Annotated in this window: 21 protein-coding genes; 18 read left to right on the top strand and 3 right to left on the bottom strand. The window is 60.9% G+C overall.

Going from position 1 to position 26,008, the window contains the following annotated elements:
• Positions 1-162: 162 nt before the first annotated feature.
• From B0I33_RS18990 to B0I33_RS18975, 4 genes are read left to right on the top strand one after another with little or no spacing between them, the layout of a single operon-like run.
• Positions 163-1,446 (top strand): extracellular solute-binding protein, encoded by a 1,284-nt coding sequence (locus B0I33_RS18990; RefSeq protein ID WP_106180128.1) that lies wholly within the window; start codon positions 163-165, stop codon positions 1,444-1,446.
• Positions 1,447-2,412, top strand: a complete 966-nt coding sequence (locus B0I33_RS18985; protein ID WP_106180127.1) for a carbohydrate ABC transporter permease — start codon at positions 1,447-1,449, stop codon at positions 2,410-2,412.
• On the top strand, positions 2,409-3,254 hold the full coding sequence (locus B0I33_RS18980) for a carbohydrate ABC transporter permease (RefSeq protein WP_106180126.1): 846 nt from the start codon (positions 2,409-2,411) through the stop codon (positions 3,252-3,254). Before B0I33_RS18985 ends, B0I33_RS18980 begins: the two co-directional genes overlap by 4 nt.
• Before the next feature lie 5 nt (positions 3,255-3,259).
• A complete protein-coding gene (locus tag B0I33_RS18975; protein ID WP_106180202.1) occupies positions 3,260-4,651 on the top strand; it encodes a beta-N-acetylhexosaminidase in 1,392 nt (463 codons plus the stop codon).
• A 96-nt stretch (positions 4,652-4,747) separates the two neighbouring features.
• On the opposite strand, the gene B0I33_RS18970 is transcribed toward B0I33_RS18975, so the two are convergent.
• Together B0I33_RS18970 and B0I33_RS18965 are read right to left on the bottom strand one after the other, a co-directional pair.
• On the bottom strand, positions 4,748-5,422 hold the full coding sequence (locus B0I33_RS18970; protein WP_106180125.1) for a response regulator: 675 nt from the start codon (positions 5,420-5,422) through the stop codon (positions 4,748-4,750).
• Positions 5,419-7,038, bottom strand: a complete 1,620-nt coding sequence (locus B0I33_RS18965; protein ID WP_106180124.1) for an ATP-binding protein — start codon at positions 7,036-7,038, stop codon at positions 5,419-5,421. The genes B0I33_RS18970 and B0I33_RS18965 overlap by 4 nt, the downstream gene beginning before the upstream one ends.
• 163 nt (positions 7,039-7,201) lie before the next feature.
• On the opposite strand from B0I33_RS18965, the gene B0I33_RS18960 reads away from it, so the two are divergent.
• The 14 genes from B0I33_RS18960 (at position 7,202) to B0I33_RS29715 (ending at position 24,568) form a co-directional block, all read left to right on the top strand.
• Positions 7,202-8,515, top strand: a complete 1,314-nt coding sequence (locus tag B0I33_RS18960; RefSeq protein WP_106180123.1) for a cation:dicarboxylate symporter family transporter — start codon at positions 7,202-7,204, stop codon at positions 8,513-8,515.
• A 72-nt stretch (positions 8,516-8,587) separates the two neighbouring features.
• Positions 8,588-10,075: a recombinase family protein gene (locus B0I33_RS18955; RefSeq protein ID WP_106180122.1), complete on the top strand. Its 1,488-nt coding sequence runs from the start codon at positions 8,588-8,590 to the stop codon at positions 10,073-10,075.
• A 552-nt stretch (positions 10,076-10,627) separates the two neighbouring features.
• Entirely contained in the window at positions 10,628-11,587 is a 960-nt protein-coding gene (locus B0I33_RS30930) for a bifunctional DNA primase/polymerase (RefSeq protein ID WP_106180121.1), read from the top strand.
• Between the two features lie 29 nt (positions 11,588-11,616).
• Positions 11,617-12,840 (top strand): AAA family ATPase, encoded by a 1,224-nt coding sequence (locus B0I33_RS18945; protein ID WP_181193361.1) that lies wholly within the window; start codon positions 11,617-11,619, stop codon positions 12,838-12,840.
• A 757-nt stretch (positions 12,841-13,597) separates the two neighbouring features.
• Positions 13,598-13,897, top strand: coding sequence for a terminase small subunit (locus B0I33_RS30925; protein ID WP_425440491.1), 300 nt, complete (start codon positions 13,598-13,600; stop codon positions 13,895-13,897).
• A 1,591-nt stretch (positions 13,898-15,488) separates the two neighbouring features.
• The gene (locus tag B0I33_RS18935) at positions 15,489-16,697 is read left to right on the top strand and encodes a phage portal protein (protein WP_219927217.1); all 1,209 of its coding nucleotides are present in this window, start codon (positions 15,489-15,491) and stop codon (positions 16,695-16,697) included.
• On the top strand, positions 16,660-17,235 hold the full coding sequence (locus tag B0I33_RS30920) for an HK97 family phage prohead protease (protein ID WP_181193360.1): 576 nt from the start codon (positions 16,660-16,662) through the stop codon (positions 17,233-17,235). The genes B0I33_RS18935 and B0I33_RS30920 overlap by 38 nt, the downstream gene beginning before the upstream one ends.
• The gene (locus tag B0I33_RS18925; protein WP_106180116.1) at positions 17,232-18,416 is read left to right on the top strand and encodes a phage major capsid protein; all 1,185 of its coding nucleotides are present in this window, start codon (positions 17,232-17,234) and stop codon (positions 18,414-18,416) included. The genes B0I33_RS30920 and B0I33_RS18925 overlap by 4 nt, the downstream gene beginning before the upstream one ends.
• A gap of 663 nt (positions 18,417-19,079) precedes the next feature.
• A complete protein-coding gene (locus B0I33_RS29735) occupies positions 19,080-19,484 on the top strand; it encodes a hypothetical protein (protein WP_146147531.1) in 405 nt (134 codons plus the stop codon).
• A 3-nt stretch (positions 19,485-19,487) separates the two neighbouring features.
• Positions 19,488-19,889 carry a hypothetical protein gene (locus tag B0I33_RS18915; protein WP_106180115.1) on the top strand — a complete coding sequence of 134 codons (402 nt, stop codon included), beginning with the start codon at positions 19,488-19,490 and terminating at the stop codon, positions 19,887-19,889.
• 2 nt (positions 19,890-19,891) lie between these two features.
• On the top strand, positions 19,892-20,194 hold the full coding sequence (locus B0I33_RS29730; RefSeq protein ID WP_146147530.1) for a hypothetical protein: 303 nt from the start codon (positions 19,892-19,894) through the stop codon (positions 20,192-20,194).
• A 627-nt stretch (positions 20,195-20,821) separates the two neighbouring features.
• Complete coding sequence (locus tag B0I33_RS29725; RefSeq protein WP_146147529.1) at positions 20,822-21,859, top strand: hypothetical protein; 1,038 nt, start codon at positions 20,822-20,824, stop codon at positions 21,857-21,859.
• Between the two features lie 47 nt (positions 21,860-21,906).
• Positions 21,907-24,027 (top strand): hypothetical protein, encoded by a 2,121-nt coding sequence (locus B0I33_RS29720; protein WP_146147528.1) that lies wholly within the window; start codon positions 21,907-21,909, stop codon positions 24,025-24,027.
• 76 nt (positions 24,028-24,103) lie between these two features.
• Positions 24,104-24,568 (top strand): hypothetical protein, encoded by a 465-nt coding sequence (locus tag B0I33_RS29715; protein WP_146147527.1) that lies wholly within the window; start codon positions 24,104-24,106, stop codon positions 24,566-24,568.
• Between the two features lie 971 nt (positions 24,569-25,539).
• On the opposite strand, the gene B0I33_RS18900 is transcribed toward B0I33_RS29715, so the two are convergent.
• The gene (locus B0I33_RS18900; RefSeq protein ID WP_106180112.1) at positions 25,540-25,992 is read right to left on the bottom strand and encodes an SRPBCC family protein; all 453 of its coding nucleotides are present in this window, start codon (positions 25,990-25,992) and stop codon (positions 25,540-25,542) included.
• Between the last annotated feature and the right edge of the window lie 16 nt (positions 25,993-26,008).

The raw sequence follows: 26,008 nt of genomic DNA, 5'->3' as shown, positions 1-26,008 counted from the left end.
CTTGGTCGCACCCAACGCAACCAAGGTGGCCTTGGGGGCGTTGGGCGGGGCGCCCGGTTCGGGTGGCGAACTGGTCTAGACCCCTTGTGGTAGCCGCCACGGCGACCTATCGTCGTTGCTTATTACGAAATCTTAGTTGCATATTCTGCAACGGAGGCTGACATGAAGTTCAGAACCATCGCGGCGAGCCTCGCGCTCGTGGTCGCGGCCGGATGCGCCCCCGCGCAGTCCGGCTCCACCGGGGAGGGCGGCGACGAGCGCACGGGCACGCTGCGCGTGTGGCTGTTCGACGAGGCCAACCGGGACCCGAAGGAGAAGGTGGTCGACCAGGCGATCGCCGAGTTCGAGGCGGCGCACGAGGGCGTCACCGTCGACGTCCAGTGGATCGCCGTGGAGAGCCGCGCCGACAAGTTCGCGGGCGCGTTCAACGACCCGGCCAACGCCCCGGACGTCGCCGAGTTCGGCAACACCGACCTCGCCGGTTACGTCGAGGCGGGCGCCTTCGCGGACCTCACCGGCGACGTCGAGAGCTGGGAGCACGGTGCGGACCTCCTGCCGGACGTGCTCGACACCGCCACGGTGGACGGCAAGGTCTACGGAATCCCGTGGTTCACCGGGATCAGGGCGCTGTACTACCGCACCGACGTCTTCGCCGAGCTCGGGCTCGAGCCGCCCGCGACGCTCGCCGAGCTGGCCGAGACCGCCAGGGCGGTCCGGCAGGCCAAGCCGGACATGTACGGCATCTCCGTGGGCGGCAAGTACGTCTACGCGATGCTGCCGTTCCTGTGGGCCTCCGGCGGCGAGCTGGCCCGGCCGGAGAACGGGCAGTGGACCTCGGCGCTGACCTCCCCGGAGGCCATCCGCGGCGTCACCGCGTTCGCCGACCTCATCTCCCCCGGCATCTGCCCGCCCGAGCAGTGCGCCGACTTCACCGGAACCCAGAGCGTGCAGGCCTTCGCCGGCGGCAAGGCGGCGATGACGATCGGCGGCGACTTCAACCGCAAGGCGGTCGAGGAGGGCGGCCTGAAGGGCAAGTACGCGGTCGTGCCCCTGCCGGGCACCGAGCGCGGCTCGATCGCGCCGGCGTTCGCGGGCGGCAACCTGCTCGGCGTGTTCGGCGCCAGCGAGCGACGCGGCCTCGGCGTCGAGTTCGCCCAGCTGCTGGCGAGCCCGAAGTACCAGTCCGAGATGTACTCCGCGATGGGCAACCTGCCCACGCTGGCGAGCGTGCAACGGGAGCTCGCGAGGAACGACCCGTTCCTGCAGCCCTTCGTCGAGTCGATGGCCGCGGGGACGCGCTTCGTGCCCGCCACCCCGGCCTGGTCGCAGATCGACGCCCAGGGGGTGCTGCCCACCGCCATCCAGCGCATCGCCACCGGAGAGGCGCGGGCGCGGGAGGCGCTGGCGGACGCCGAGCGGCAGATGAACGAGGCCTTCGGCGGATAGATGGCGACCCGGGAACTCACCCCCGCCCCGGCCAGGACGGCCGTCCCGCCCGCGCGCCGCACCCGGCGCCGCGGGCGGGACGGCCGGTCCGCCGCGCTGTACCTCGCGCCCGCGGCGGTGCTCCTGCTCGGGGTGCTGGCCTACCCGATCTACCAGCTGGTCGTCATCTCGCTGTACGACTACGGGCAGGCGGAGGCCGCCGGGAACGCGCCGCTGGTGTTCCTCGGCCTGGAGAACTACGCCGACCTGCTGCGGCGCACCCAGTTCTGGGTGGTGCTCGCCAAGACCCTCGGCTTCGCCGCCGTGTGCGTGGTGGGCAGCCTCGCCGTCGGCACGGCGCTCGCGGTGCTCGCCAGCCGGGTCCGGGCGGTGCCCAGGATGCTGCTGTTCCTGGCCGCGCTCGGCGCGTGGGCGACCCCCGCCGTCGCCGGATCCTACGTCTGGCTGTTCCTGTTCGACGCCGACTTCGGCCTCGTCAACGAGGTGCTGGCCGGTCTCGGCTTCGACGGCATGGCCGGGCACTCCTGGACGTTCGGCACCTACAGCGCCTTCGGCCTGGTGGCCATGGAGGTGATCTGGTGCTCGTTCCCGTTCGTCATGGTCACGATGTACGCGGGGATCAAGGGCATCCCGGACGAGGTCGTGGAGGCCGCCTCGCTGGACGGTGCCTCCTGGCCGCGGATCGCGACGGCGGTGATCCTGCCGATGCTGCGGCCGCTGCTGCTGATCGCGACCATCCAGTCGATCATCTGGGACTTCAAGGTGTTCACCCAGATCTACGTGATGACCAACGGCGGGGGCGTCGCCGGCCGCAACCTGGTGCTCAACGTGTACGCCTACCAGCAGGCGTTCGCGGGCCAGGAGTACGGCCAGGGCGCCGCCATCGGCGTGGTGATGACGTTGATCCTGCTGTCGGTCACCGCGCTGTACGTGCGGTCGCAGCGGCGGAGCGTGGAGCTGACATGACACGTCGCAGGAGCAGGCTGCTCGCCGAGATCGTCACCGTCCTCGTGGCGGCCGCCGTGGCGTTCCCGCTCTACTGGATGGTGCTCTCGGCGCTCAAACCGGCCGGGGAGATCCAGTCCACGGACCCGCGGCCGTGGACGTGGGCGCCCACACTGGACAGTTTCGAGCGCGTGCTCACCGTGGACGGATTCGCCCGGTACTTCCTCAACAGCGTCGTCGTGGCCACCGCGGTGGTCGCCCTTTCGCTGCTGATGTCGTTCCTGTCGGCGGTGGCACTGACCCGGTTCCGGTTCCGCGGGCGCACGGTGCTGCTGGTGATGCTGCTGGTGGCGCAGATGGTGCCCATCGAGGCGCTCACGATCCCGCTGTTCTTCCTCATGCGCTCGGTCGGCGACGTCGTGCCCGCGTTCGGGTTGAACGAGCTGGGCTCGCTGGTGCTGGTGCACCTGGCGTTCAGCCTGCCGTTCGCGATCTGGATGCTGCGCGGGTTCGTCGCCGCGGTGCCCGTGGAGCTGGAGGAGGCGGCGCGGATCGACGGTGCCAGCCGCCTGCGGTTCACCTGGCAGATCCTGTTCCCGCTGGTCCTGCCCGGCCTGGTCGCCACGAGCGTGCTCGCGTTCATCCACGCGTGGAACGACTTCCTGTTCGCGAAGACGTTCATCATCTCCAAGACGGAGAACCAGACGCTGCCGCAGGCCATCCTCGTCTTCTTCAAGCCCGAGGAGAACGACTGGGGCGCCATCATGGCGAGCTCGACGCTGATGACCGTCCCGGTGCTCGTGTTCTTCGTGCTCGTGCAGCGCAGGCTTGTGTCCGGCCTGGCCGGCGCGGTGAAGGGGTGAGCCGCGTGCCCGGGTTCGGCACCCTCCTCCCCCGCCCCGTCTCGGTGGAGCCGCGGCCCGGCGAGTGCCTGCTCGCCCCGGGCCGCGAACCGGAGGTCTCCTTCTCGCCCGAGCTGCCCGCCGAGGGCTACCGCCTGGAGATCACGCCCGACGGGGTGTGGATCACCGCGGCCGACGCGGCCGGGGCCCACCACGCAGGGCAGACGCTACGGCAGCTGAAGGGGCCGGACGCGTTCCGGGCCGCCGATATCCACAGTGGACCGTGGCGGCTGCCGTGTGGAGTCGTCACCGACCGGCCCCGGTTCGGCTGGCGCGGCTGCCTGCTGGACGTGGCCCGGCACTTCCGGACCAAGGCCGAGGTGCTGCGGTTCACCGACCTGCTCGCGGCGCACAAGCTCAACGTGCTGCACCTGCACCTCACCGACGATCAGGGCTGGCGGTTCGACGTGCCGCGGTTCCCCCGGCTCACCGAGGTGGGCGCGTGGCGGCGGGAGTCGATGGTCGGCAGGCATGACGGCCCGGAGCGGGACGGGAGGCCGCACGGCGGCTGCTACCGGGCGGACGACCTGCGCGAGATCGTGGCCTACGCCGGTGCGCGCGGCATCACCGTGGTGCCGGAGATCGACGTGCCGGGGCACTCCCGCGCGGCGATCGCCGCCTATCCGGAGCTCGGCGGCGGCAGGCGGGTCGACGTGTGGACGTCCTGGGGTGTGTGCGAGGACGTCCTCGACCCCAGTAAGTCCACTCTGGACTTCTACCGGGCGGTGCTGGACGAGGTGCTCGACGTCTTCCCCGGGCCGGTGATCGGCATCGGCGGCGACGAGGTGCCCGGCGCGACACCCGAGCACGGCCGGTTCGTGGCCCGGCTCGCCGAACACGTGCGTTCCCGGGGCAGGCGGCCGTTCGCGTGGGACGAGGTGCTCGACGGCCCGGCGCTGCCGCCGGGCACCGTTATCGGAGCATGGCGGGACGAACAGGCCGGGCGGCGGGCCGTGGCCGCGGGCCATGACGTGGTGCTGTGCCCCGAGGACCGGGTGTACCTGGACCACCGGCAGTCCGACCACCCGGACGAGCCGATCCCGGTCGGGTACGTGCGCACGCTCGCCGACGTGTACGGCTGGGAGCCACCCGCCGGTCCCGGCGTGCTGGGCGTGCAGGCGCAGGTGTGGACCGAGCACCTGGACTCGGTGCGCCGGGTCGACTACGCGGCCTTTCCCCGGCTGGCGGCGTTCGCCGAGGTCGCGTGGAGCACGGGGCCGCGGGACCACGCCGGGTTCCTGTCCCGGCTGCGGGACCACCACCTGCCGCGCCTGGACGCGCTCGGCGTGGAGTACCGGCCGCTCGGCGGCCCGCTCCCCTGGCAGACCCGGCCCGGCGTCCCCGGCCGCCCCCGCTGAGCCGTGTCCGCCACCTGCGCACGCGTGTCCGCCGTCGGTGCACGCGTGTCGGCGTCGCACGGCGCGGGCACGCGTGCCTGATCCGCGGACACGGTGTCAGGTCACGGGCTGGTAGCGGACCTCCGGCCTGCCGACCTGGCCGTAGTGCGGGCGGCGCCGCACCAGCCCGTTGTCGGCGAGGTACTCCAGGTAGCGCCGCGCCGTCACCCTCGACACCCCGGTGACGGTGGCCACGGCGGCGGCGGACAGCCCGTCCGGTGCGTCCCCCAGTGCGGCCGTCACCGCGTCCAGGGTCGGCCCGCTCATGCCCTTCGGCAGCGCGTGGTGGTCGGGGGTGCGCAACGCGGCGAGCATGCGGTCCACGTCGGCCTGCCCGCTCACCTCGCCCGCACCCGTCGCCTGCGCGCGGAACTCGGCGTAGCGCTCCAGCTTCTCCCGCAGCGACGCGAACGTGAACGGCTTCAGCAGGTACTGCACGACGCCCGCCGACACCGCGGCGCGGACGACGGCCAGGTCCCGCGCCGAGGTGACCGCGAGCACGTCGACGGCGGTCCCGGCGGCCCGCAACGCCCGGCAGACGGCGAGACCGTGGGTGTCGGGCAGGTAGAAGTCGAGCAGGACGAGGTCGACGCGGCGCCGCTCGCAGAACCGCACGGCCTCGCCGCCCGAGTGCACGACACCGGCGACGGTGAAGCCGGGCACGCGCTCGACGTACTGCCGGTGCGCGTCGGCGGCCACCGGGTCGTCCTCCACCACGAGCACGTCGATCATCCGGAGCCGTCCCTTCGGCCCGGGACGGTAGCAGGCAGTGGCAGCCGGACCGTGAAGGCGGCGCCGCCGTCCGGGCCGCCCGCGACGTCGACGGTGCCGCCGTTGCGGCGCACGGCCTGTCCGGCCAGCGCGAGCCCCAGCCCGCGTCCGCCTTCGCCGCCGGGCTTGGTCGACCAGCCCCGGCGGAAGATCTCCGGCACCAGCTCGGGCGCGACGCCGGGCCCGCTGTCGGCGACGCGCAGCAGCAACGCGGAGCCGTCGATCCGCACGGTGACGGTCACCGTCGGCGGCCGGCCCGCGGCCGCCTCCACGGCGGCGTCGAGCGCGTTGTCCACCAGGTTGCCGAGGATCGTCACCAGGTCGCGGGTGTCGAAGGGGACCTCGGTGTCCCGCAGCGCGGTGTCGTCGGTGAGCACGAGCTCCACCCCGCGCTCGGCCGCCTCCGCCGATTTGCCCAGCAGCACCGCGGCCAGCACCGGCTCCGACACCGCGCCGACCACCTGGTCGGTGAGCTGCTGCGCGGTCTCCAGTTCCGCGGTCGCGAACCGCACCGCCTGCTCCACCTTCCCGAGCTCCAGCAGCGACACCACGGCGTGCAGGCGGTTGGCGGACTCGTGCGCCTGGGAGCGCAGCGACTCGGCGAACCCGCGCACCGTGTCCAGCTCGCCGGTCAGGCTCTGCAGCTCGGTGTGGTCGCGCAGGGTCACGACGTTGCCCCTCGCGCGACCCTCCGAGCGCACCGGCGCGGTGTTGACGAGCAGCACGCGGGTGTCGGTCACGTGCAACTCGTCGGTGCGCGGCTCGGTGGCCGTGAACGTCGCGGCCAGCTCCCCGGACAGGCCGAGCTCCGCCACCGGGACGTCCCGGACGTCGCCGGTCAGGGCCAGCAGCTCCCGGGCGGCGTCGTTGCACAGCACGACCCGCCCGTCCCGCCCGACGAGCACGAGCCCTTCCCGGACCGAGTGCAGGATCGCCTGGTAGTACTCGAACATCCCGCTCAGCTCGGCGGGCGCGACGCCGCGCGTCTGGCGGCGCAGCCGGGCGCTGACGAGGTAGCTGCCGCCGGCCCCGACCGCGAACACCCCCGCGGCGACGGCGAACAGCGGCCGCAGCCGCTTGTCCAGCTCGGCGGTGAGCGCGTCCACGGTGATCCCCGCGGCCACGAGCGCCACCACCTCGCGGTCGGCTCCGAACACGGGCGCGACCGCGCGCACCGAGGGGCCGAGGGTGCCCGTGTAGGTCTCGGTGAACAGGCGGCCGCGCAGCGCGGGCCCGGTGTTGCCGAGGAAGCGCTGGCCGATCCGCTCCGGTGTCGGGTGGGTGTAGCGGATGCCGTCCGGCCGCATGATCGTGACGAAGTCGACCTCGGTGTCGGCGCGGACCCGCTCGGCGAACGGCTGCAGCCGGGCGGCCGGGTCCGCCGTCTCCAGCGCGGCACGCACGCTGGGCGAGTCGGCGACCGTCGCGGCGACGGAGACGACCTCCTCGCGCGCCTTCTCGTCGGTCGCCCTGGCCGCGTCGAGGTACGCCAGCGTCGCTCCCGCGCCGACGAGCAGCACCACCAGCACGAGCTGTAACAGCAGCAGCTGCCGGGCGAGGCTCCAGCGTGGGGTCACGCCTCATGAGACCACAGGACCGGCGAACGAAATGAACACAACCGTGACCGGGACGCGGGCCGGTGCGGATAGTCGTCGTGACTTTCGATCGACCCCTACGGAGGCAACGGTGCCGACACCACCGACAGCGGAGACCGCACAGCCCGGCAGGCGCCGCGACCGGATGCACTACCTGTATCTCGCCGTGATCGCCGCGGTGATCCTCGGCGTGATCGTCGGGTTCGCCGTCCCCGGCGTCGCGCAGGAGCTCAAGCCGCTCGGCAGCGGGTTCGTCAGCCTGATCAAGATGATGATCAGCCCGATCATCTTCTGCACCATCGTGCTCGGCATCGGCAAGGTGGCCAAGGCCGCGAAGGTGGGCAGGGTCGGCCTGATCGCGCTCGGCTACTTCCTGCTGATGTCCACGTTCGCCCTGGCGATCGGACTGGTCGTGGGCAACGTGCTGCACCCGGGCTCCGGGATGCAGCTCGATCCGGAGTCGGTCGCGAAGGTGCAGGCGGAGGCCGCCGAGGGCGGTGAGGGCACGGTCGACTTCCTGCTCGGCATCATCCCCGAGACGCTCGTGTCGGCGTTCACCGAGGGCTCGGTGCTGCAGACGCTGCTGGTGGCCCTGCTCGCCGGGTTCGCCGTGCAGAAGATGGGCCGCGCGGGCGAGCCGATCCTGCGCGGCGTCGAGCACATCCAGCGGCTCGTGTTCCGCGTCCTCGCGATGATCATGTGGGCGGCGCCGGTCGCGGCGTTCGGCGCGATCGCCGCCGTGGTCGGCGAGACCGGCTGGGACGCGCTGCGCAGCCTCGCGGTGATCATGCTCGGGTTCTACGCCACGTGCCTGGTGTTCGTGTTCGCCGTCCTCGGCACCGTGCTGTGGTTCGGCGCCCGGATCAACGTGTTCAGCCTGCTGCGCTACCTCGCGCGGGAGTTCCTGCTGATCGTCTCCACGTCGTCGTCGGAGTCGGCGCTGCCCAGGCTGATCGCGAAGATGGAGCACCTCGGCGTGAGCAGGCCGGTCGTGGGCATCACCGTGCCGACCGGGTACTCGTTCAACCTGGACGGCACGGCCATCTACCTGACGATGGCGACGCTGTTCATCGCCACCGCGCAGGGCAGCCCGCTCGGCGTCGGCGAGCAGATCTCCCTGCTGCTGTTCATGATCATCGCGTCGAAGGGCGCCGCGGGCGTCACCGGCGCGGGACTCGCCACCCTGGCGGGCGGGCTGCAGTCGCACCGGCCGGAGCTGGTGGACGGCGTCGGCTTCATCCTCGGCATCGACCGGTTCATGTCCGAGGCCCGCGCGCTGACGAACTTCGCGGGCAACGCCATCGCCACCGTGGTGATCGGCTCGTGGACCAGGGAGTTCAACCGGGCACAGGCGGCGCGCGTGCTCTCCGGCCGGGACCCGTTCAACGAGGCGACGCTGGTCGACGACCACGCCGGATCGCCCGAGCCCGAACCGGCAAGGGAACCCGTCCCCGCCTGACCGCCGCACCGGCCCTCGTGAGTGCGAAACGTTGTTCTAGTGCAGATTCTTTAGGGGTGCTATTCTGATGGCATGACGGCAACCCTCGAAAGCCCAGGTCAGGCAGCTAGTAAGACACTCGTGGCTAGGGACTACTGGCGTAACTCGTCTGGTCAGACGGTCTCGCTAGAGCGTCAGCAGAGCGATAACGGCCGGATGATCGTCGATAACGGCTGGCTTAGGCACCCTGAGCCCTACAGTGATCTGGTAAGTGCGTCCAAGTTCTCTCGTAAGAGGCGGGGAGGTTACAAGCAGCTAGTTACCGACCTGAAGAGCGGCGCCTTTGAGGCTGATCTCTTGGTAGTCCATGAGGCCAGTAGGGGTAGCCGTCGGCTCAGTGAGTGGTGTCTCCTTATCGAGCTGTGCGAAGCGGCAGGGGTGCAGATAGCCGTAGCTACTCACGGCAAGGTCTACGATCCTTCTAACGCGAGAGACGTCCGTACTCTCCAGGAGGATGGCGTGGACGCACAGTATGAGAGTGGCAAGCTCTCTAGCCGCATCCTGAGCGGTAAGAGCCTTGCGGCCGAGCGTGGGCTACCGAACAACGGCAAGCGCTACGGCTACGAGGCTGTCCATGCAGTAGTAGACGGTAAGCCTCGCTTGGTAAACCTGAAGCCGGTACCGGCAGAGGCTCAGGTAGTGCAAGAGGTCTTCAAGCGCTTCACAGCGGGCGAAAGTCTCAGAGCCATCGAGAGGGACTTCTACGAGCGGGGTATTAGGTCTCGTAGCGGTAACCGTCTGAGCCGCCCTGTGCTCTACTCATGGCTACGGAGCGAGGCATACATAGCTAAGCGCACATACGAGGGTAAGACTTACAGCGGGGTGTGGCCTGCTCTCATCACGCCGAGCGTCTTCTATCAGGCTCAGCGCATCTTGGATGAGAACGCAGAGGCTACGAGTTCCCCGGAGAAGACCCAGCGCAGGCATGGAAGGGCCACACACCTTCTGTCCGGTATCGCTAAGTGTGACGTCTGTGGAGACGGACTGTCTGTGCTCGCTAACAAGGGTCGAAACCCTGTGTACCGCTGCAAGTCTCGTGGCTGCACTCGTATCGACTATCACGAGCTGAACGGGAAGATCACCTTACTTCTTATCGCGTACCTGTCCGATGGTGCTCACATAGACAAGCTCGTTAAGGGAGAGGATAGGAGTAGGGAAGTCCAAGCCGTTAAGGATCAGCTAGCTACTATCCGCATGGATATCAGACAGCTAGAAGCTGACGTCGAAGCCGGTGAGGTCTCGGCTCGTATGGCTACGGCCGAAGAGAAGAGGCTTACAGCACAAGAGGTGAAGGCTCAGGAGCGGTTAGAAGAGCTGACGACACCTTCTATCGTGGCGGGGCTTCTTCCCCCTGGTAAGCGTCTAGAAGAACGCTGGGAGGCTGCTACTAGCCAGCAGAAGAGGCAAGTAGCCGCTTATCTGCTCACTCCTGCTCTTATCGGAGAGCTGAGGGTTAAGCCTGCCCAGCGGCGGGGACGCATTCCCTCACCCGTCGAAGACCGCATTCGGTTCGCTCGCTGAGGCTCCATTTCCCCGCATTTTCGCAGCTCAGACCCATTCTGAGACAATCGGCATCCGACTGTGTACGATGGTCCCCGTACACCAGCCCACCAGCCAGGGCATCCGCTAGGTAGACCTCTCGATCATTAGGCACTGGCTTAGTAATCGAGAGGTTTTTCATGCCCGCATCTAAGCGAACTAGGTCCTTACTGGGTCAGTTAGCTGTCGCTATCCGTGAGGGTAAGTCCCAGAGTGAGATAGACGCTATTCGAGCTGAGTACGAAACTGAGCGGGTAGCCGACTTCATTCGTGAGACTCTCTCGCGTGTTCCTAAGCTCTCTGACGAACAGATAGAGCGTCTGCGTGCCCTTCTCCCTGAGTCGGAGACTAGCAATGACTAGGCGGCTCTGGGCTTGTCTTAAGAGGCCACATTCACGCACGTGCCGTCCTAAGTCGTGGATTGTCGCACGGTTAGTTGCGTTCCCTCTCATTGCAGTAGCAATCACCTTTATCTACGCAGGTCTAGCAATCTAAGAGGTCTGAAATGACTAAGTCTGATCGTGTCCTTCTCCTGTGCTTCCTCTACTTCGTTCTGGCTGGTTCCCTGGCTGGCTTGGCAAGCATGGTGGTGGCGTTATCGTGAGAACGAGGGAGAGGTACCTATCCGTAGCCACAGATTACATCTCGCACGGAGTGCCCGTATTCGTCGCTGAGCCCAACTATGACCCTGAACCAGAGTTCTGGTACCCGAAAGGTTGGCAAGAGTCGCAGGTTGACACAAGCGTACTTCGAGCTTGGTTCCCTACAAGCGCTATCTGTGCGGTGACGGGAGTCAAGTTCGATGTTATCGACGTAGACCCTCGAAATGGTGGAGATAAATCTTTAGCTCTGCTGCGAGAGGCTAACGTTCTACCGCCGGTTAAAGGAAGCGTTTCTACGCCTGGCGGGGGTCAACATCTGTACGTTCCGCCGAGTGGTCTTAGAAAGATCACTGACCTGTGGCCGGGTATCGACTATCAAGCTGGAGACAAGTACGGAGTCGGCAGGGGCTTCGTTTTCGTACCGGGCACGTACAGACGCAAATACGGCTATAAGGGATACGAGCCGATAGAGCCTATCGATTGGGAAGGTCTCGCGTCACCTACTGACGAGGATAGGGAACGACAGAGGCGATGGTTACAGACTGTCTTTGATCGGCATAAGACACACAAGGGAACCTACAGAGTCTCGACTGATCCCAACTACTCGGGAGGGAGGCTTACCGACGAACAAACATCGTTTTTAGCACGTGAGTTTTACCGATGGCTCGTGTGGTTGAAACAAGCCATACCCGGAAATAGAAACGTAAGGCTCTATAAGGTAGCACGTGTTGCGGGAGGGCTTATTAGTGGGTCTGGACTAGACGAAGACGTAGCCACAGAGCGACTGCTAACCATTGCACTAGACCTAGGTCTAACCGATAAAGAAGCTAAGGACACGATCAAAAGTGGCGTCAATTCTGGCAAGTACCAAAAGATTTGTCTCTTCGGCTAATGCTCACTGGAGGGAAAGCAGTGTATTCCATGACAGAAGACGAGTTAACTCCAGCGGAGCAAATGAATCGAGAGTTGGACCACCTCGAAAAGGTGGACCCTGAACTACAAGAGTTTGCCAAGCTGCGAGGAATTGACGCATCTAACCTCCAACAGAAGGTTAGAGACGAGGAAGTTAGACAGGCGGTCAGGGACTACCTTAAGACCATCACCTTCAGACCTCCCGAGCCTTTAGGTGGCACTCTCGGTACGTTCCTGGCCAAGCCTCTACCTCCCGTTCAATATCTAATTGAAGGCTTACATGGAGACGGGCACAACACAGTCATTACAGCGAAGTTCAAAGTCGGCAAGTCAACCATGCTCTTTAACCTCATTAAAAGCCTCTGTGACGGGGTGCCGTTTCTCGGAAAGTTCAATGTCACACAGCCGGTTGGCCGTATTGTATATCTGAACTACGAGATGGAAGAGCGGGACGTACAGCGAGACTTAGCAAAGCTGGGTATTGAGAACACAGACGGCATGGTTGCTCCAGTCAACTTGCGAGGTGTTCGTCTCCCGCTCACTGACGATAGAGCACAGGAATGGCTCATCGAGCAGCTTAAAGGGGTACCTGGTGGTGTCCATACCCTCATGCTGGATACCTACACCAAAGCTCTTTCTCAGTGTGGCATAGACGAGAATGACAACTCAGGTGTAGGCCAGTTCCTAGACGCAATCGACTACGTTAAGAATCAAGCCCAGGTTGCCAACCTCTTCATGACTGCGCATATGGGACGTGCTGACCATGAAGAGGGAGAAGAACGCACAAGAGGTGCTACGAGACTAAACGACTGGCAAGACGTGGGCTGGATCTATACCCGTAGGAATGGTGGCCCGGCGTTCCTAGCTGCTAGTGGTCGACGTGGTATCAACCAAGAAGCGTGTGAGATTCAATGGAACCCAGAAACACTTGAATTGAAGGCGACGGGACAGACTAGGGACTCTCTTAACGAGAGAAGCCGCCGTACTGACCTACGAGAAAAGATTCTCGATGCGTTCGATGATGACATCGTAAGACTGAGTAAGAATCAGATTAATCAGCGCGTTCAGGGTCGAAAAGCTGCCATTAATAGTGAGATAGATACCCTCGTGAAGGCTGGCATACTCAAGGGGCATGGAAGGGACGGGGGTGGCCCCTACAGCCGCTCAGCGGGCCACTCAGGGCCGGGAACCACCCCTTCTGCTGGTGGGGTCGATCCCCCGTTCCCGCTGTAGCGACCTGGGCTTTTAGGTGGTTCCCAGTGGTTCCCAGTGGTTCCCGGAACCGGTAGTGAGGTGGTTCCCCGGTTCCCCTCCCTTAGGAGGGAACCGGGAACCACCACTACATAGGAAAGATCAACTGCGAAGCGGTTCCGGAACCACCCCGAGCACGGACGGCCGGAGCCAGGAGAGGCGAGAGGAACGAGTCATGGAGCAAGACCGCTGTACGGCAGGGCACTTGCTAATGAAGGTAGGAACAGTGAAACCTATGAGGTGGAAAGTAGATATAGGAGACTTCCTGATCTGTGGACGCTGTAACTACTCGACAGCTACTCGATACGAGATTGATAGTAGGTACGTCCCTTATCCCACTAGGCATAGACGTGACTGACAACTGGCATAAGGCTGGGTCTTACGGGAAGTACCGGGGGATTAGGGCCATGATCTTAGCTAACAATAAAGGCCCCCCTCACTATGGGCAGTGCAACCTTAAGATACCGGGGGTGTGCACAGGGGAAGCTACTCAGGTTCACCACACCAAAGGTAGAAGAGTGACAGGGGACAACCCTCAGTACATGGTCGCCTCGTGTCGTGAGTGCAACCTGAAGATTGGTGATCCAACGAAGAGCAATCCTGAACCAAAGAAGATGACCGATTGGTGAGCCGAAGACAGTGAGAGGCTGGGCCGGGAGTTCAAAACTTCACAGTCTGACCTCTCCCATACACCCGCCGTCCCCTGAAAATTTTTTATACGTCCACCTATGGAGTTCTTATGGAGCACTCACCGCAAGTTACGGCAGAGCTAGAAAAGGCCCTTCAAGCGATGGAATTCACCGATAAAGACCGGGCAGCGGTAGCAATGGCCCGGAGATTGGCCGTCGAAATGGATATGAAGCTAGGAAACGGTCGACTGACCAGCTCAAAACTTCTAGAGGTGCTCGTAGAGCTGGGCATGACGCCTAAGAGCCGGGCGGCTATTGCTGCCAAGAGCAAGGAGCAAGACCAGAATGTCGGTAATTCCAAGCTCGATGAGTTACGAGCAAGACGGGCCGCTAGGTCACACGGAACCTAGGCTGTGGACACCTCCTCTCCGTGCGCTGACTCCTGAGACCAGCTACGGCTTTGATGTTATCGACTTCGCTAACGAGGTACTGAGATTACCGCTGGACCCCTGGGAAGAGTGGGCAGTTATCCACGCTGGGGAGTTACTCGAAGACGGCCGGCCTCGATTCCGCAAGGTCTTAATTATCGTCGCTAGACAGAACGGTAAGACACACCTCTGTGTAGTGCTCAGTCTCTATTGGCTCTTTGTAGAGCGACAGAAGATGATCCTTGGTACGTCTACCAATCTGATGTACGCCAAAGAGTCTTGGTTGAAGGCTATCGAGATTGCGGAAGCAAATCCGTACCTAGCTAGTGAGATTCCCCCGCCGAGTCGTAACGGCACGAGCGGTGTCACAAGGGCAATCGGTAACGAGTGCCTGACGACTAAGGATGGCTGTAAGTACCGCATCGCTGCGTCTAACCGTCGCGGTGGTCGGTCACTGACGATTAACCGTCTCATTCTCGATGAGCTACGAGAGCATGATTCGTGGGATGCCTGGGGCGCTGCCACTAACGCTATGAACGCTGTGCCTGATGCGCAGGCGGTAGCTATCACCAACCAAGGTGACGACTCTTCGATCGTGCTCGACTCTCTCAGAGACTCTGCGCTCTCCTACCTGAAGGACGGTAAGGGAGACCCACGGTTAGGTATCTTCGAGTGGAGCGCTCCTGATGGCGCAGACCCTACGGACGTTAACGCTATCGCAGCGGCTAACCCGAACCTTGGTAGGCGCATCGAGCTAGACAGCATCCTTGGTGACGCTCAGCGAGCGAGGCTAGCGGGAGGCCAAGAGTTAGCAACGTTCCGTACTGAGGTGCTCTGTCAGCGGGTTAACCACCTTGACCCAGCGGTAGACCCTGACGGCTGGTCTGCGTGCGTCTCAGCGGGAACTATGGACCAGCTACGGGACCGGGTAGCGCTCTGTGTGGACGTCTCTATGAACGCGAGACATGCCACTCTTGTAGCGGCTGCTGTGCAAGAGGACGGCACGGTACGTGTGGAGGTTATCCACCACTGGTCCGGCCCTGGGTGCACTAACGATCTCCGTAAAGAGCTGCCGACGTGGGTCGCTGCGGTAAAGCCTGCTCTCTTCGGATGGTTCCCTAGCGGTCCCGCTGCTGTGGTAGCTGCTGACCTAGCGGACCCACAGAGACGGTACGGCTACAAGACCGCATGGCCGCCGCGCGGTACCAAGGTGGAAGAGATCAGAGCGGAAGTCACCACCGTGTGTATGAGCTTCTCCGAACTAGTTACCGGACATCTCGTTGCGCACTCTGATGACCCGTTGCTCAATAAGCACGTAGAGAACGCACAGAAGCAGAGACAAGGTGACGCTTGGAGATTTAGCAGACAGGGAGACGGAGACATTGACGCCGTTTATGCCGCTGCTGGTGCCGTTCACTTAGCAAAGATTCTGCCACCACCTAAGCCGAAACTAGCCGTCGTATAAAATTCGATAAAAGATGGCGAGACAGGGGGCTTGACACGCCGTATTCTGGGCTGTATGGGGTGGTGGCCCTTCCGGCGATCCATGAAACGATCAGCCCACGTGGTCAGCGTGGGCGATCCCGTCGTGGCCGAACTTTTCGGGTACGGTTCCCTAAACTATTCAGGTGAGCCGGTATCCGAAATGACGGCACTCAACCTTAGTGCTGTCTATCGCTCGGTTAACCTCATTGCCGGAACCATCGCCTCACTACCCTTACAGACTCTCACAGTTGCTGAGGGCCGTAGACAGACAGTTAGATCGTTCCTTGATAACCCAGCAGGTGCAGCGAGCGAGGTAGGGCTACAGACTCCCTTCTCTTGGAAAGAGACTGTGGTCTTACACCTTCTCTTACACGGAGACGCGTTCTTACTCCACCGATATGGTGGGGCTGGGCAGCTAATCGGGCTTCTCCCTGTGCATCCTTCTTACGTCACGGTGGAATGGAACGATAGGGCTCCTGGGGGAAAGCTTTACAAGATTCACCTTGATGGTAGAGAGCCGCTCGTTAAAGACGCTAGAGGTATGACTCAGGTAATGGGGCCGTCGTTAGACAGGCTCAGAGGTATGTCCCCTATCAGATTCGCTCGTAACTCTCTGGGGACGGCTCTCGCTGGTGATCGCTCTGCCGCTCGTATGTTCAGGAACGGTGGTGCTTACAACATCATCGTTACGCCTGAAGAGGATGTCACCAAGGACGAAGCCGAGACCATTAAGGCTGACCTTCAGGCGAAGATGACCGGCCCAGAGAACGCGGGCGAGATTGCGGTTATCAACCGAAAGCTGAAGCTCTCTCCCTGGTCTATGTCGGCTGAAGATGCACAGTTCTTACAGTCGCGGACATTCCAGATTGAAGAGATTGGCCGCTGGTGGGGTGTACCCCCTCACCTGCTGGGCTTAACCGAGAAGTCTACAAGCTGGGGTACCGGACTATCAGAACAGAATAGAGGCTTGGCACGTCACGTGCTCATGCCGTGGACGTTAAGGCTCCAAGAGGCTCTGTCTACGCTCGTAGAGAATCCTCGGTTAGTGGAGTTCGATTTCAGCGGCTACTTAAAGCCGTCCCCGGAAGACGAAGTTAGGTTACTGATCGAACAGATTGATTCAGGTCTTCTGACGCTTAATGAGGCTCGTGCTCAGAGGAATCTACCGCCCGTCGAGGGTGGGGACATTCCTAGGCAAGGCTTCGCGCAACCTGTCCAATCAGATCAGCCTAATCAGCTGGGTCAGCCGGAGAATACCAATGGGCGAGGTACTAACCTTCTCAGCCAAGCTAGATAAAGCCGAGATGCGTTCTAACACGCTGCATGGTCACGCGGCTGTGTTCTTTCAAGAGGCAATCGTAGAGAACGGGATTAGAGAGCGTATCGCTCCAACTGCGTTCACTGATGCGTTAGACAGGTCGGACACGGACGTACGCGCTCTTATTAATCATGACCCTAATCTCGTGCTCGGTAGGCAGTCGAGCGGCACTCTCAGGGTGAAGATTGACCGTGAGGGCTTAGCTTTCGAGGTTGACCTACCAGACACGAGCTATGCCAATGACCTTAAAGAACTTGTGCAGCGGGGTGACGTTGACGGGGCGTCCTTTGCTGCTATTCCCGGTAAGTACACCCTGAATGAGCAGAACGACGGTTCGCTTATCAGGACGCACACCACTATGGAGCGTCTCTTAGACGTTTCAGCGGTGACGTACCCGGCTTATAAGTCCGCTGCTGTAGCTCTGCGCAGTTTTGATCCTTATGCGCAGACGAAGAGCGAACTTAGATCCCGTCTTATCCGTGCCCGTTGGGCTCAAAAACGAATGAGGACACAGTGACTGTGGAAGAAATTCTAGCAGCGCTCCAGGCTATCCTTGATGAGGCCAATGGGCGTGAATTGACTGACGAAGAGGTTGCTCGTTTCGAAGAGTTAGAGGGCAAGCTTACGGCTGTCCAGCGCTCTGAGGACATGCGAGCGCGCTTGAAGTCGTATCAGGAGCCTATCCGTAATGACGTGGGTGTCCACGTGGGTACGGCCAAGTCTGACGACACCTTAGAGCGCGCCTTTAACCACTATCTTCGTACGGGTGTTGAGAACCAAGACCTTGCCGAGCTGCGTGCTCAGTCTGTGGGTACTGACTCGGCTGGTGGCTTTACGGTGCCTGAGACCTTCCGTAATAAGATCACGGAGCGTCTCTTGGCTTTCGGTGGCCTTGCTCCTGAAGTAGAGACGATTACCACTTCTAGCGGTGAGACTCTCCGTTGGCCGACCCTCGATGACACGGCTAACTCTGGCGTTATTGCCACTGAGAACACGGCTCCGGCCTCTGGTGGAGCTGACCTCGTGTTTGGTGAGGTTACTCTTGGGGCTCACAAGTACGTGGCTCCCGGCGCGGGTAACCTCCCGTTACGGGTCTCTGTGGAGCTTCTCCAGGACTCCGCCTTTGATATTCAGGGGCTTATCTCCCGCAAGCTCGGTGAGCGCATCGCACGGGCTCAGGCTGTCGATTGGGTTACCGGTACGGGCACTGGTGAGCCTGAGGGCATCATTCAGAGCACGGGGGCTAGTCAGACGTTCGCTGGCGCAGCGCCTACCAAAGACGAGTTAATTGATGCTCTCCACACCGTTGACCCCGATTACCGTTCTGGTGCGGTGTGGGTCTTCAATGACACCACCCTGTCCCTTATTCGGAAGATGGAAGACACTACCGGCCGTCCCTTGTGGCAGTCTCAGGCTGACGCAGGCTTACAGGACGCTCCTGGTGGTGTGCTTCTGGGTCACCGTGTCGTTATTGACCAGGCTTTCGCGGACTACACCGACGCTTCTAGTAACACCTGGGGTGTCTTTGGGCACGTTCGTGAGGGTTACATCATCCGTCGCGTTCGGGACGTGACTCTTATCGTCAACCCTTACAGCCGTGCTAATGAGGGTCAGGTGGAGTACACCGTCTGGGCTCGTGCCGATGGCGCAGTGCAGAACGTTAACGCGTACTCGCTGCTGGTAAACGACGCCGTTTAGTTTTGGCCAGCGTATTTGCTAATGCACATGAAGGGAGGTGGCAGTGATGGCGTGGGCTCCTGACTACGTAACCGCTACTCAACTGAAGAACTTTGTTCGTATCACGGACACGGCTGATGACGCTGAGGTCGGTTATGCCATTACTGCCGCTTCCCGTGCTATCGACCAGGCGACGAACAGACAGTTCGGTAACACGGGTGCCGTACAGGAACGTTTCTATACCGCTCGGTGGGATAAAAGGCGTGCTCGCTGGGTCATCGAGATAGACGACGTGATGACCAGTACGGGTCTCCTAGTTCACTACGACAGCGACGCTGACGAGACCTATGCAAGCGAGATTACCGACTACCGATTGAAGCCCGCTAATGCTTCGAGTGAGAGCCGTCCGTGGACTGAGATTGTCGTTAACTCTGACTCCACTACACAGCCGACAGCATTAGAGGATGGTATCCGGGTTACGGCTACGTTTGGATGGACCTCTGTACCTACAGCGATCGTAGAGGCCACGCTCTTACAAGCGTCTCGCTTCCTAATCAGGCGAGACTCTCCCTTTGGTATCGCTGGGTCTCCAGACCAGGGGTCAGAGATGCGTCTCCTAGCACGCGTAGACCCTGACGTAGCCGTAGCCGTGACTCCGTACCGGCGCATCTGGGGAGCTGCGTAATGGATATCGGAAACGTCATGGACGACTTAGGGGCTGCCTTAGAGACTATTTCTGGTCTCAGGGTGTTTCCCTATTGGGCAGAGAGGGTTACCCCTCCCGCTGCGTCTGTGGGCTTCCCGGAGCCTTACAACTTCGACGCTACTTACCAGCGCGGGTCTGATACAGCCACGTTCCCCGTAACCCTCGTTGTGGGCAAGGTTGATGCGCGTACGTCTCGTGACGAGCTCTCGCAGTATGCGAACGGCTCAGGGGCTTCAAGTGTGAAGGCGGCTATCGACAACCACACGGCTACCGCTTACGACGTAGCAACCGTCAGTTCAGCGTCATTCGAGGTAGTCACCATCGCAGGCGTTGAGTACCTCGCAGCAATCTTTCAAATCGACGTAACTGGCTCAGGGAGCTAAACCATGGCCTTTGTGCACGGTAAAGGGTCTTACTGCTCGTTAGACTCGGTAGACCTCTCTACCTTTGTAAACAACACCGAGTACACCAACAGTGCTGATTCCCACGACACCACGACGTACGGGAAGAATGCCCACACGTTCCAGGGTGGGCTGAAAAACGGTACGGCTACCATCTCGGGTATCTACGAGGATGGCGCTACAGGTCCTCGTGCGACTATCCAGCCGCTTATCGGTACGGTCGTGGCTTTTGTATGGCGACCGGAAGGTACCGGTACTGGCTTGCCTGAAGACACCGTGAACGTACTCGTTACGAGCTACCAGGAGACCTCTCCGGTAGCCGACATGATTACGTGGACGGCTGAGCTTCAACTCACTGACGACGTAACTACGATTGACCAGGTGTAGTCATGGTGGACAAGGAACTACTCTTCACAAATCGTCTGGAAGAGGACGAGTTAGAGATTCCAGGCGTCGGCACTGTTAGGTTTCGTGCCTTATCTCGGGCTGAGGTTCTTCAGATCCATAATAAAGAGATGCCCAAAGAGGTCATGGAACGCAAAATCTTAGTGCAGGCCATGGTTGACCCTGAGATGGACGTAGACGACGTTAAACGTTGGCAGGCGGCATCTAACGCCGGTGAGATTGAAAGAGTCTCTAGGGCCATTGCGGCTCTGTCTGGACTGGAGATTAACCCAAAAGAGCCTACCTAGACTTTGAGTTTGACGGAGAGCTTGAGTTTGAGTTCTACCTAGCAGACCGGTTGAAGATGACGGTCCGTCAGTTGCGAGAGCACCTCACTCACGAGGAATTCGTCTACTGGAACGTCTACCACGGTAGAAGAGCCCAGCGGCAGGAACTAGAGCGACTCAAAGCAGAGGCTAAGGCGAAAGCACCCGCGAGAAGGTACTAATGACCACACCAGAGCCTATCAAGATTGATGGCTTAAGGGAGTTCACCCGCAATCTCAAGAAGATTGATGGTGATCTCCCTAAAGGTGTGCGCCTTGCTGGTAACAAGGCCGCTGAGCTAATCGTTCAGACGGCCAAGCCTCGTGTACCGAGAGGGCCGGGTAAGGGTGGGCACGCAGTGTCGTCACTGAAAGCCCGGTCTACTAGGACGGCGGCTCGTGTAGCGGGAGGTGGCAAGCGCTTCCCCTACTACGCCTGGCTTGACTTCGGTGGCCGGGTAGGTAGGAACCGCTCGGTTAAGCGACCGTTCTTCAAGTCAGGCCGCTACATCTGGAAGGCATACGACGAACAGAGTCAGCGTGTCTACGACACCTTTGAGCAAGCTCTTATCGACGTTGCCAGACAGGCCGGAGTGGAGGTTGACAGCTAATGGCTGGACCTACGGTTACGCTCACGTTCGCTGGTGACACTGCGAACCTTGAAAAAGCCTTTAACAAGGTCGGTGAGTCTGCGGACTCTATGGGTAAAGACGTTGGTAAAGCGTCGGACAGCGTTAAAAGAGCGGGAAGCTCAACGGACAGGTTCATTGACTCGGCTGACAACGCTGACACCAAGGCAATGGGCTTCCGTGACACGATTACCGGTCTACAGGACACCTTTACGGGACTCACAGACGACTCACTCTCGCTCGGAGAGCGTCTCTTAACGCTTGGTATGGGCGTAGGTGACCTAGCTTCAGGTTTCGCCAACTTCTTGATTCCTGTGATCGCAGCGTTCGGTAAGTCGCTCTTTACTACGGCGATTCCAGCCGTGTGGGCATTTACGACTGCCCTACTGGCTAACCCTATTACGTGGGTAGTTGTAGGTATAGCCGCCCTTATCGCTGCTATTGTCCTAATGATCGTTCATTGGGATAAGGTGAAGAAGGTCTTCACCACAGTCGTTAACTGGATAGGTGACCGTCTGGCGTGGGTGCGTAACCTCGTTGGCAACGTTGCGCGCTGGATAGGTCAGCGATTCTCTGACGCCTGGAACTGGGTACGCAATAAGGCGGCCGGTGTGGTCGATTGGTTCCGGTCATTACCTGGTCGTATCGGTGGCTTCTTCCGTGCTATCGGTGAGGGCATTAAGAACGCTTTCCGGTCTGCGTTCAACTTCGTTGCCTCTATTTGGAACAACACCGTTGGCCGACTTTCTTTCACTATCCCAGGCTGGGTGCCTGGCATCGGTGGGAATAGCTTCGGTGTGCCCAACATCCCTACCTTCCACAGGGGTGGCAAGGTTCCTGGTGCACCTGGTAGTGAGATGCTAGCGCTGCTCCAGGCAGGAGAGACGGTTACCCCTGCTGGTCGTGTTGATAGTTCCTCTGGTGTCTCGATGACTTTCCGGGGTAACACTGATACGGCCGTTGCCACGCTGATTATGCAACTTATCCGCTCCGGTCAGATTCAGATCAGGGGTGCATAATGGGCGTTCCCTTACTGCCTCAGGAGTTAGCCGACGCTACCCTCTTTGTGGAAATCGCTTGGGGAGCGGACTTAACTGCGGACTCGTCCACGTGGGTGTGGACGGACATTACGACTGACATTCGCTACGAAGACGGTCCTATTAGTATTAAGCTAGGCCGTTCGGATGAGGCTTCCGACTCTCAGCCTGCCGAGTGCTCGTTCTCGGTAACGAATACGGGAGCAAAGTACAGCTTAGGGCCACAGTCGCCCAGCTACCCGAACGTCAGACGGAATACGCCGCTGAGGGTTAGAGCCACTCAGACGGCAGTCTTTGACGAGACGCTCTTTCAAGGCTACGTCACAGGGTTTACCCCTACGTGGAACCTGAAGGGTAACGTTCCCGTCGTTTCCATAGGCGCTAATGGCTCTCTGCGTCGAATTCAGCAGTTAAAGAGTGCCGAGCAGTCGGCTCTATACAGGTTTGTGACGTCTAACCTCTCCCCGGTCTACTACTGGCCTTTGGAAGAAGGTAAAGACGCTAAGGTAGGTAGACCTGTCTTCGGCAATACGAATATGACGTTTATCCTGTCACCCCCGCCCCCTCAGGGCAAGATATCGTGGGGAGCGACAGACGATTATGTGCCAACCAAGCGTGCTCCTGTAGCGGCTGACGGTGGTGGACTTGTAGCGACGTTACAGGGTGTACCTGGTGCGGGCTGGGCTCTAGCTTGGGCACAGAAGATTGACTACGACGACGGTAGCGAGATTCAAGCACAGGTAGTCTTCTACTTGAATGACCCTAATAATTACGCTCTCTATTTCACTTTTGAGCGGACTGATGGGCTTATCGGACTCATTAAGGCGATAACACCAACTACGACCGTGAATGTTGAGCCCTATTTTCTTCCTGTAGAAGAGCGTGACGGTATCTGGCACTTCTTCGCGGTGAGGTTTGCCCAGAACGGCACTGGCGTTGATTACCAGTTCTATGTAGACGGCCAGCAGGTCATGAACGGCAACATCACTGACGTAGACCTCGGCCCTGGTCTCAGCATGGCTAGGTGGTACTGCGACGTTGGAGACACTGAACTGAGCTTCGGTCATATCATGATTCTGACGCTCGCGGACTTTGACGCTAACGTAACCGAGCTGAACAACGTTGGTACTGACGCATTGCTGAATGAGGATGCGGTGGTGAGGCTGTCCCGTCTATGTGCTGAGGACGGTGTGGAGTACAGCGGCCCTGCTACCTCGATTACCCAGATGGGAGCACAGTTCCCGGATACCTTCCTGAACCTGGTGAGAGAGATAGAGGCGACAGACCAGGGCATTGTATATGACGGTACGAGCGCTGGGCTGACTTACGTAAGTCGAGAGTCTGTAGAAAGCTCTTCGGCTGCTCTGACGATTGACGTTGCGAGCAACGAGCTAGCTCCTGACTTCGCGCCTACTGATGATGACCAGCGTGTCATTAACAAGGCCACAGCCGACCAGCGGGAAGGTTCAGAAGCGGTCTATGAAGACAGAGATGGCCCTCTGGGTACTAACACCATCGGTCTCTATGACGGTGAGGTCAGTGTCAACGTCGGTTTAGTTGACTTGCTGCGGGACTATGCGGCGTGGGTAGTTCACAAGGGAACGGTAGAGGGCTATCGATTCCCGTCAGTCTCTTTGAACCTCCGGGCTACGCCTAGCCTCGCTGCGCAGGTAGCAGGTATCAGCCCTACGGCTCGTATCGACATTATCAACCCAGAGCAGGTCTTTCCTGAGCTTCCCTCAGAAACAATCTCGTTGGTTGTCGAGGGTATTCAGACACAGATAAGCCCTATGGAGTGGACTACAGAGTTCGCGTGTTCACGCTTTGAGCCCTGGAGGGTGATTGTCCTAGCCGCTGACACGGGAGATACCGACCCTGAGCTGTGTCACCTCGATACGGACGACTCAGAGCTAGTTACGGGAGTATCTGCGGGGGCTACGAGTCTGTCTGTGGCCACTAACTCAGGCCCTTTGTGGACTACCGCTACTGATGACTTCCCGTTTGAGATTGAAGTAGGCGGTGTGGTCGTCAACGTTACGGCTATCTCGGGGGCTACTAGTCCACAGACATTTACGGTTGATCCGGTCTCACAGGCCCTTACGGCCGGAGATTCAATCAGTGTCTACAAGGCTCCTGTACTAGGTCTGTAGGGGGAACACATGCCAAGACACTTACCGGGATGGTCACGAAGAAGACCCGAGCAACATACGAGCGAGCGAGGAAGACATGGCAGAGTTTCTAGCTGGAGAGAAGCTCAGAGCGAGCGACCTAGACCCTCTGGAGGAAACAGAAGCACGCTATGAGACGGATGGAACGGTAGCCGTAGACAACTTCAACTTGACGAACATCGCGTTTGCGACTTCGATCTATACTACCGCTCTCGTCACCCCTGACCTTGACCACAAGCTCTTTACGCTCAATAGGTCTGGCTTGTGGGTGTTCACCGCTGGGTTTGACTTTCCGGCAGCTACTCCCTCAGGAGCCGGTAACTACCTGCTGAGGTTAGTCAACTCTGCTAAGACTATTACCTATGATGATGACTTACAGCCCGTTGACGAACGTCGAATGAGACTCGGCACTGAGTACCGGCTTACCTCTGGGACCGTCGTAGTGATAGATGCCAACGCTCAGACTTCAGAGGCTTCTGTGAACGTAACCGGATTCTTAACTCTGCGTTGGGTTAAGTACTAGTAGTCGATAAGCCGTCGAGCATCTCTTAGGTCTCGCTGAGTACAGGTCTCTTGCTGGAGATAGGGAGTGTACTTCGAGCCGAGTAGCATTGATCCACAGTCGGCTACCAGCTCTAAGCGTCGCTTACCTAGCATGACTGCTCCGAAGTCAGGTCCATACATACGCCACTGCTGTAGGTGCATCCATTCATGGCGCACAACATCTGCAACGAGTCGGCAAGGCGTAGCTGGGTTTACTGCCGCTGAACCGTCTTCATGGAAGACCATACCGAAGTAGATACCCCGCTTAGGGTCACGCATAGGCTCTCCGCCTAGCAAGAACCAATTGGAAGGATCATCACCTAACTCATAGATGGTCCGTTCGTACTCAGTACGCCAGTTACAAGGCGTAGGCAGAGGTCTTGGTTCCGCTTGTGACGCAGAAGTAGTGAAGAGGACTAAGAGACCGGTAAGGACGCTGATGACCAGGGCGCGAGTCACGGGAGACTCCTCCCGCTCTCGGTAGGGGGCTCAGCTCTCGCTAGGCAGCCGACACAGGGCATACCGCCCATTGAGTCGAGACGTTCAGCTTCACCAGGACGGAAGAGCTGCCCACAGAGCGCAGGGAGAGCCTCAGGGGACTGGAAGGTCTCCGGGGTGATCTCGATGAGATGCACCGTCCGACGCGTCTCCCCAACGAGGCCCTTACGGAACCGAACGTAGATAAGCACAGGCCGTAGGGTACCCCTGGTTTACCTAGGTAATCCATAGGGAACCCAGGCTAAGACATATGGGCGACAAGGTGGTGTACGTGAGCCAGCAAGACGAGTGGCTCTGGCAGTGGGCACGGGACTACGCCGCGCGTACCCGCCGCTCGCTCTCGGCCGTCGTGCTGATGGCGCTGGAGCGTCTGCGAGACGAGGTAGACTCGGATAAGCCCAGGTCAGAGCCTAAGAACCCCTAAGATAGGCGCACTCTAACGACGTTTCTCACTCACGAGGGCCGTGTGGTCAGGTAGGCGCGGAGGCCCCGCAGGCCACGGCGCATCATCACCGCGTGGTTGGCGCGGAACACCGGGTGCGCCACCGGGGACAGCGCCCGCAGCAGCGGCTTGCGGGCCACCACCCGCTGGGTGATGTCCAGCCGGGTGCCGCCGTCGCGCTCGCGGACCACTCCGGACAGTGAGCCCTCGAGGTCACCGGTGAGCGCCACCCCGAGCCGCCCCGCGGGTTCGTCCTGCTCCATCCGGCGCAGGCACAGCGTCAGCGTGATCGGCAGCATGGACCGGCACGTCACCTCGGCGGCGTCGTCGTCGACGCGGCTCACCGATCGCACGTCGGGCCACCAGTCCGGGTACGTCCCGAGGTCCACCAGGGTCGCGAAAACGGCCCGGGCAGGCGCACCGATCAGCCACGAGGTGCGGAACCGGTAGCTGGTCAGCGGCACGACGCCAGTATGCGGG

The sequence above is a fragment of the Prauserella shujinwangii genome, from assembly GCF_003001955.1.
Taxonomy (GTDB): Bacteria; Actinomycetota; Actinomycetes; order Mycobacteriales; family Pseudonocardiaceae; genus Qaidamihabitans; species Qaidamihabitans shujinwangii.
Note: the sequence above shows the minus strand (reverse complement) of the source record. Positions and strands in the feature narration are given on the sequence as shown.

Coding starts and splice junctions, on each gene's coding strand:
- B0I33_RS29735 (WP_146147531.1), top strand. CDS start 19,080: ATGGATATCGGAAACGTCATGGACGACTTAGGGGCTGCCTTAGAGACT.
- B0I33_RS18985 (WP_106180127.1), top strand. CDS start 1,447: ATGGCGACCCGGGAACTCACCCCCGCCCCGGCCAGGACGGCCGTCCCG.
- B0I33_RS29730 (WP_146147530.1), top strand. CDS start 19,892: ATGGTGGACAAGGAACTACTCTTCACAAATCGTCTGGAAGAGGACGAG.
- B0I33_RS18980 (WP_106180126.1), top strand. CDS start 2,409: ATGACACGTCGCAGGAGCAGGCTGCTCGCCGAGATCGTCACCGTCCTC.
- B0I33_RS18955 (WP_106180122.1), top strand. CDS start 8,588: ATGACGGCAACCCTCGAAAGCCCAGGTCAGGCAGCTAGTAAGACACTC.
- B0I33_RS29715 (WP_146147527.1), top strand. CDS start 24,104: ATGGCAGAGTTTCTAGCTGGAGAGAAGCTCAGAGCGAGCGACCTAGAC.
- B0I33_RS18915 (WP_106180115.1), top strand. CDS start 19,488: ATGGCCTTTGTGCACGGTAAAGGGTCTTACTGCTCGTTAGACTCGGTA.
- B0I33_RS18990 (WP_106180128.1), top strand. CDS start 163: ATGAAGTTCAGAACCATCGCGGCGAGCCTCGCGCTCGTGGTCGCGGCC.
- B0I33_RS30920 (WP_181193360.1), top strand. CDS start 16,660: ATGGGCGAGGTACTAACCTTCTCAGCCAAGCTAGATAAAGCCGAGATG.
- B0I33_RS30925 (WP_425440491.1), top strand. CDS start 13,598: ATGGAGCACTCACCGCAAGTTACGGCAGAGCTAGAAAAGGCCCTTCAA.
- B0I33_RS29725 (WP_146147529.1), top strand. CDS start 20,822: ATGGCTGGACCTACGGTTACGCTCACGTTCGCTGGTGACACTGCGAAC.
- B0I33_RS18970 (WP_106180125.1), bottom strand. CDS start 5,422: ATGATCGACGTGCTCGTGGTGGAGGACGACCCGGTGGCCGCCGACGCG.
- B0I33_RS18960 (WP_106180123.1), top strand. CDS start 7,202: ATGCACTACCTGTATCTCGCCGTGATCGCCGCGGTGATCCTCGGCGTG.
- B0I33_RS18945 (WP_181193361.1), top strand. CDS start 11,617: ATGACAGAAGACGAGTTAACTCCAGCGGAGCAAATGAATCGAGAGTTG.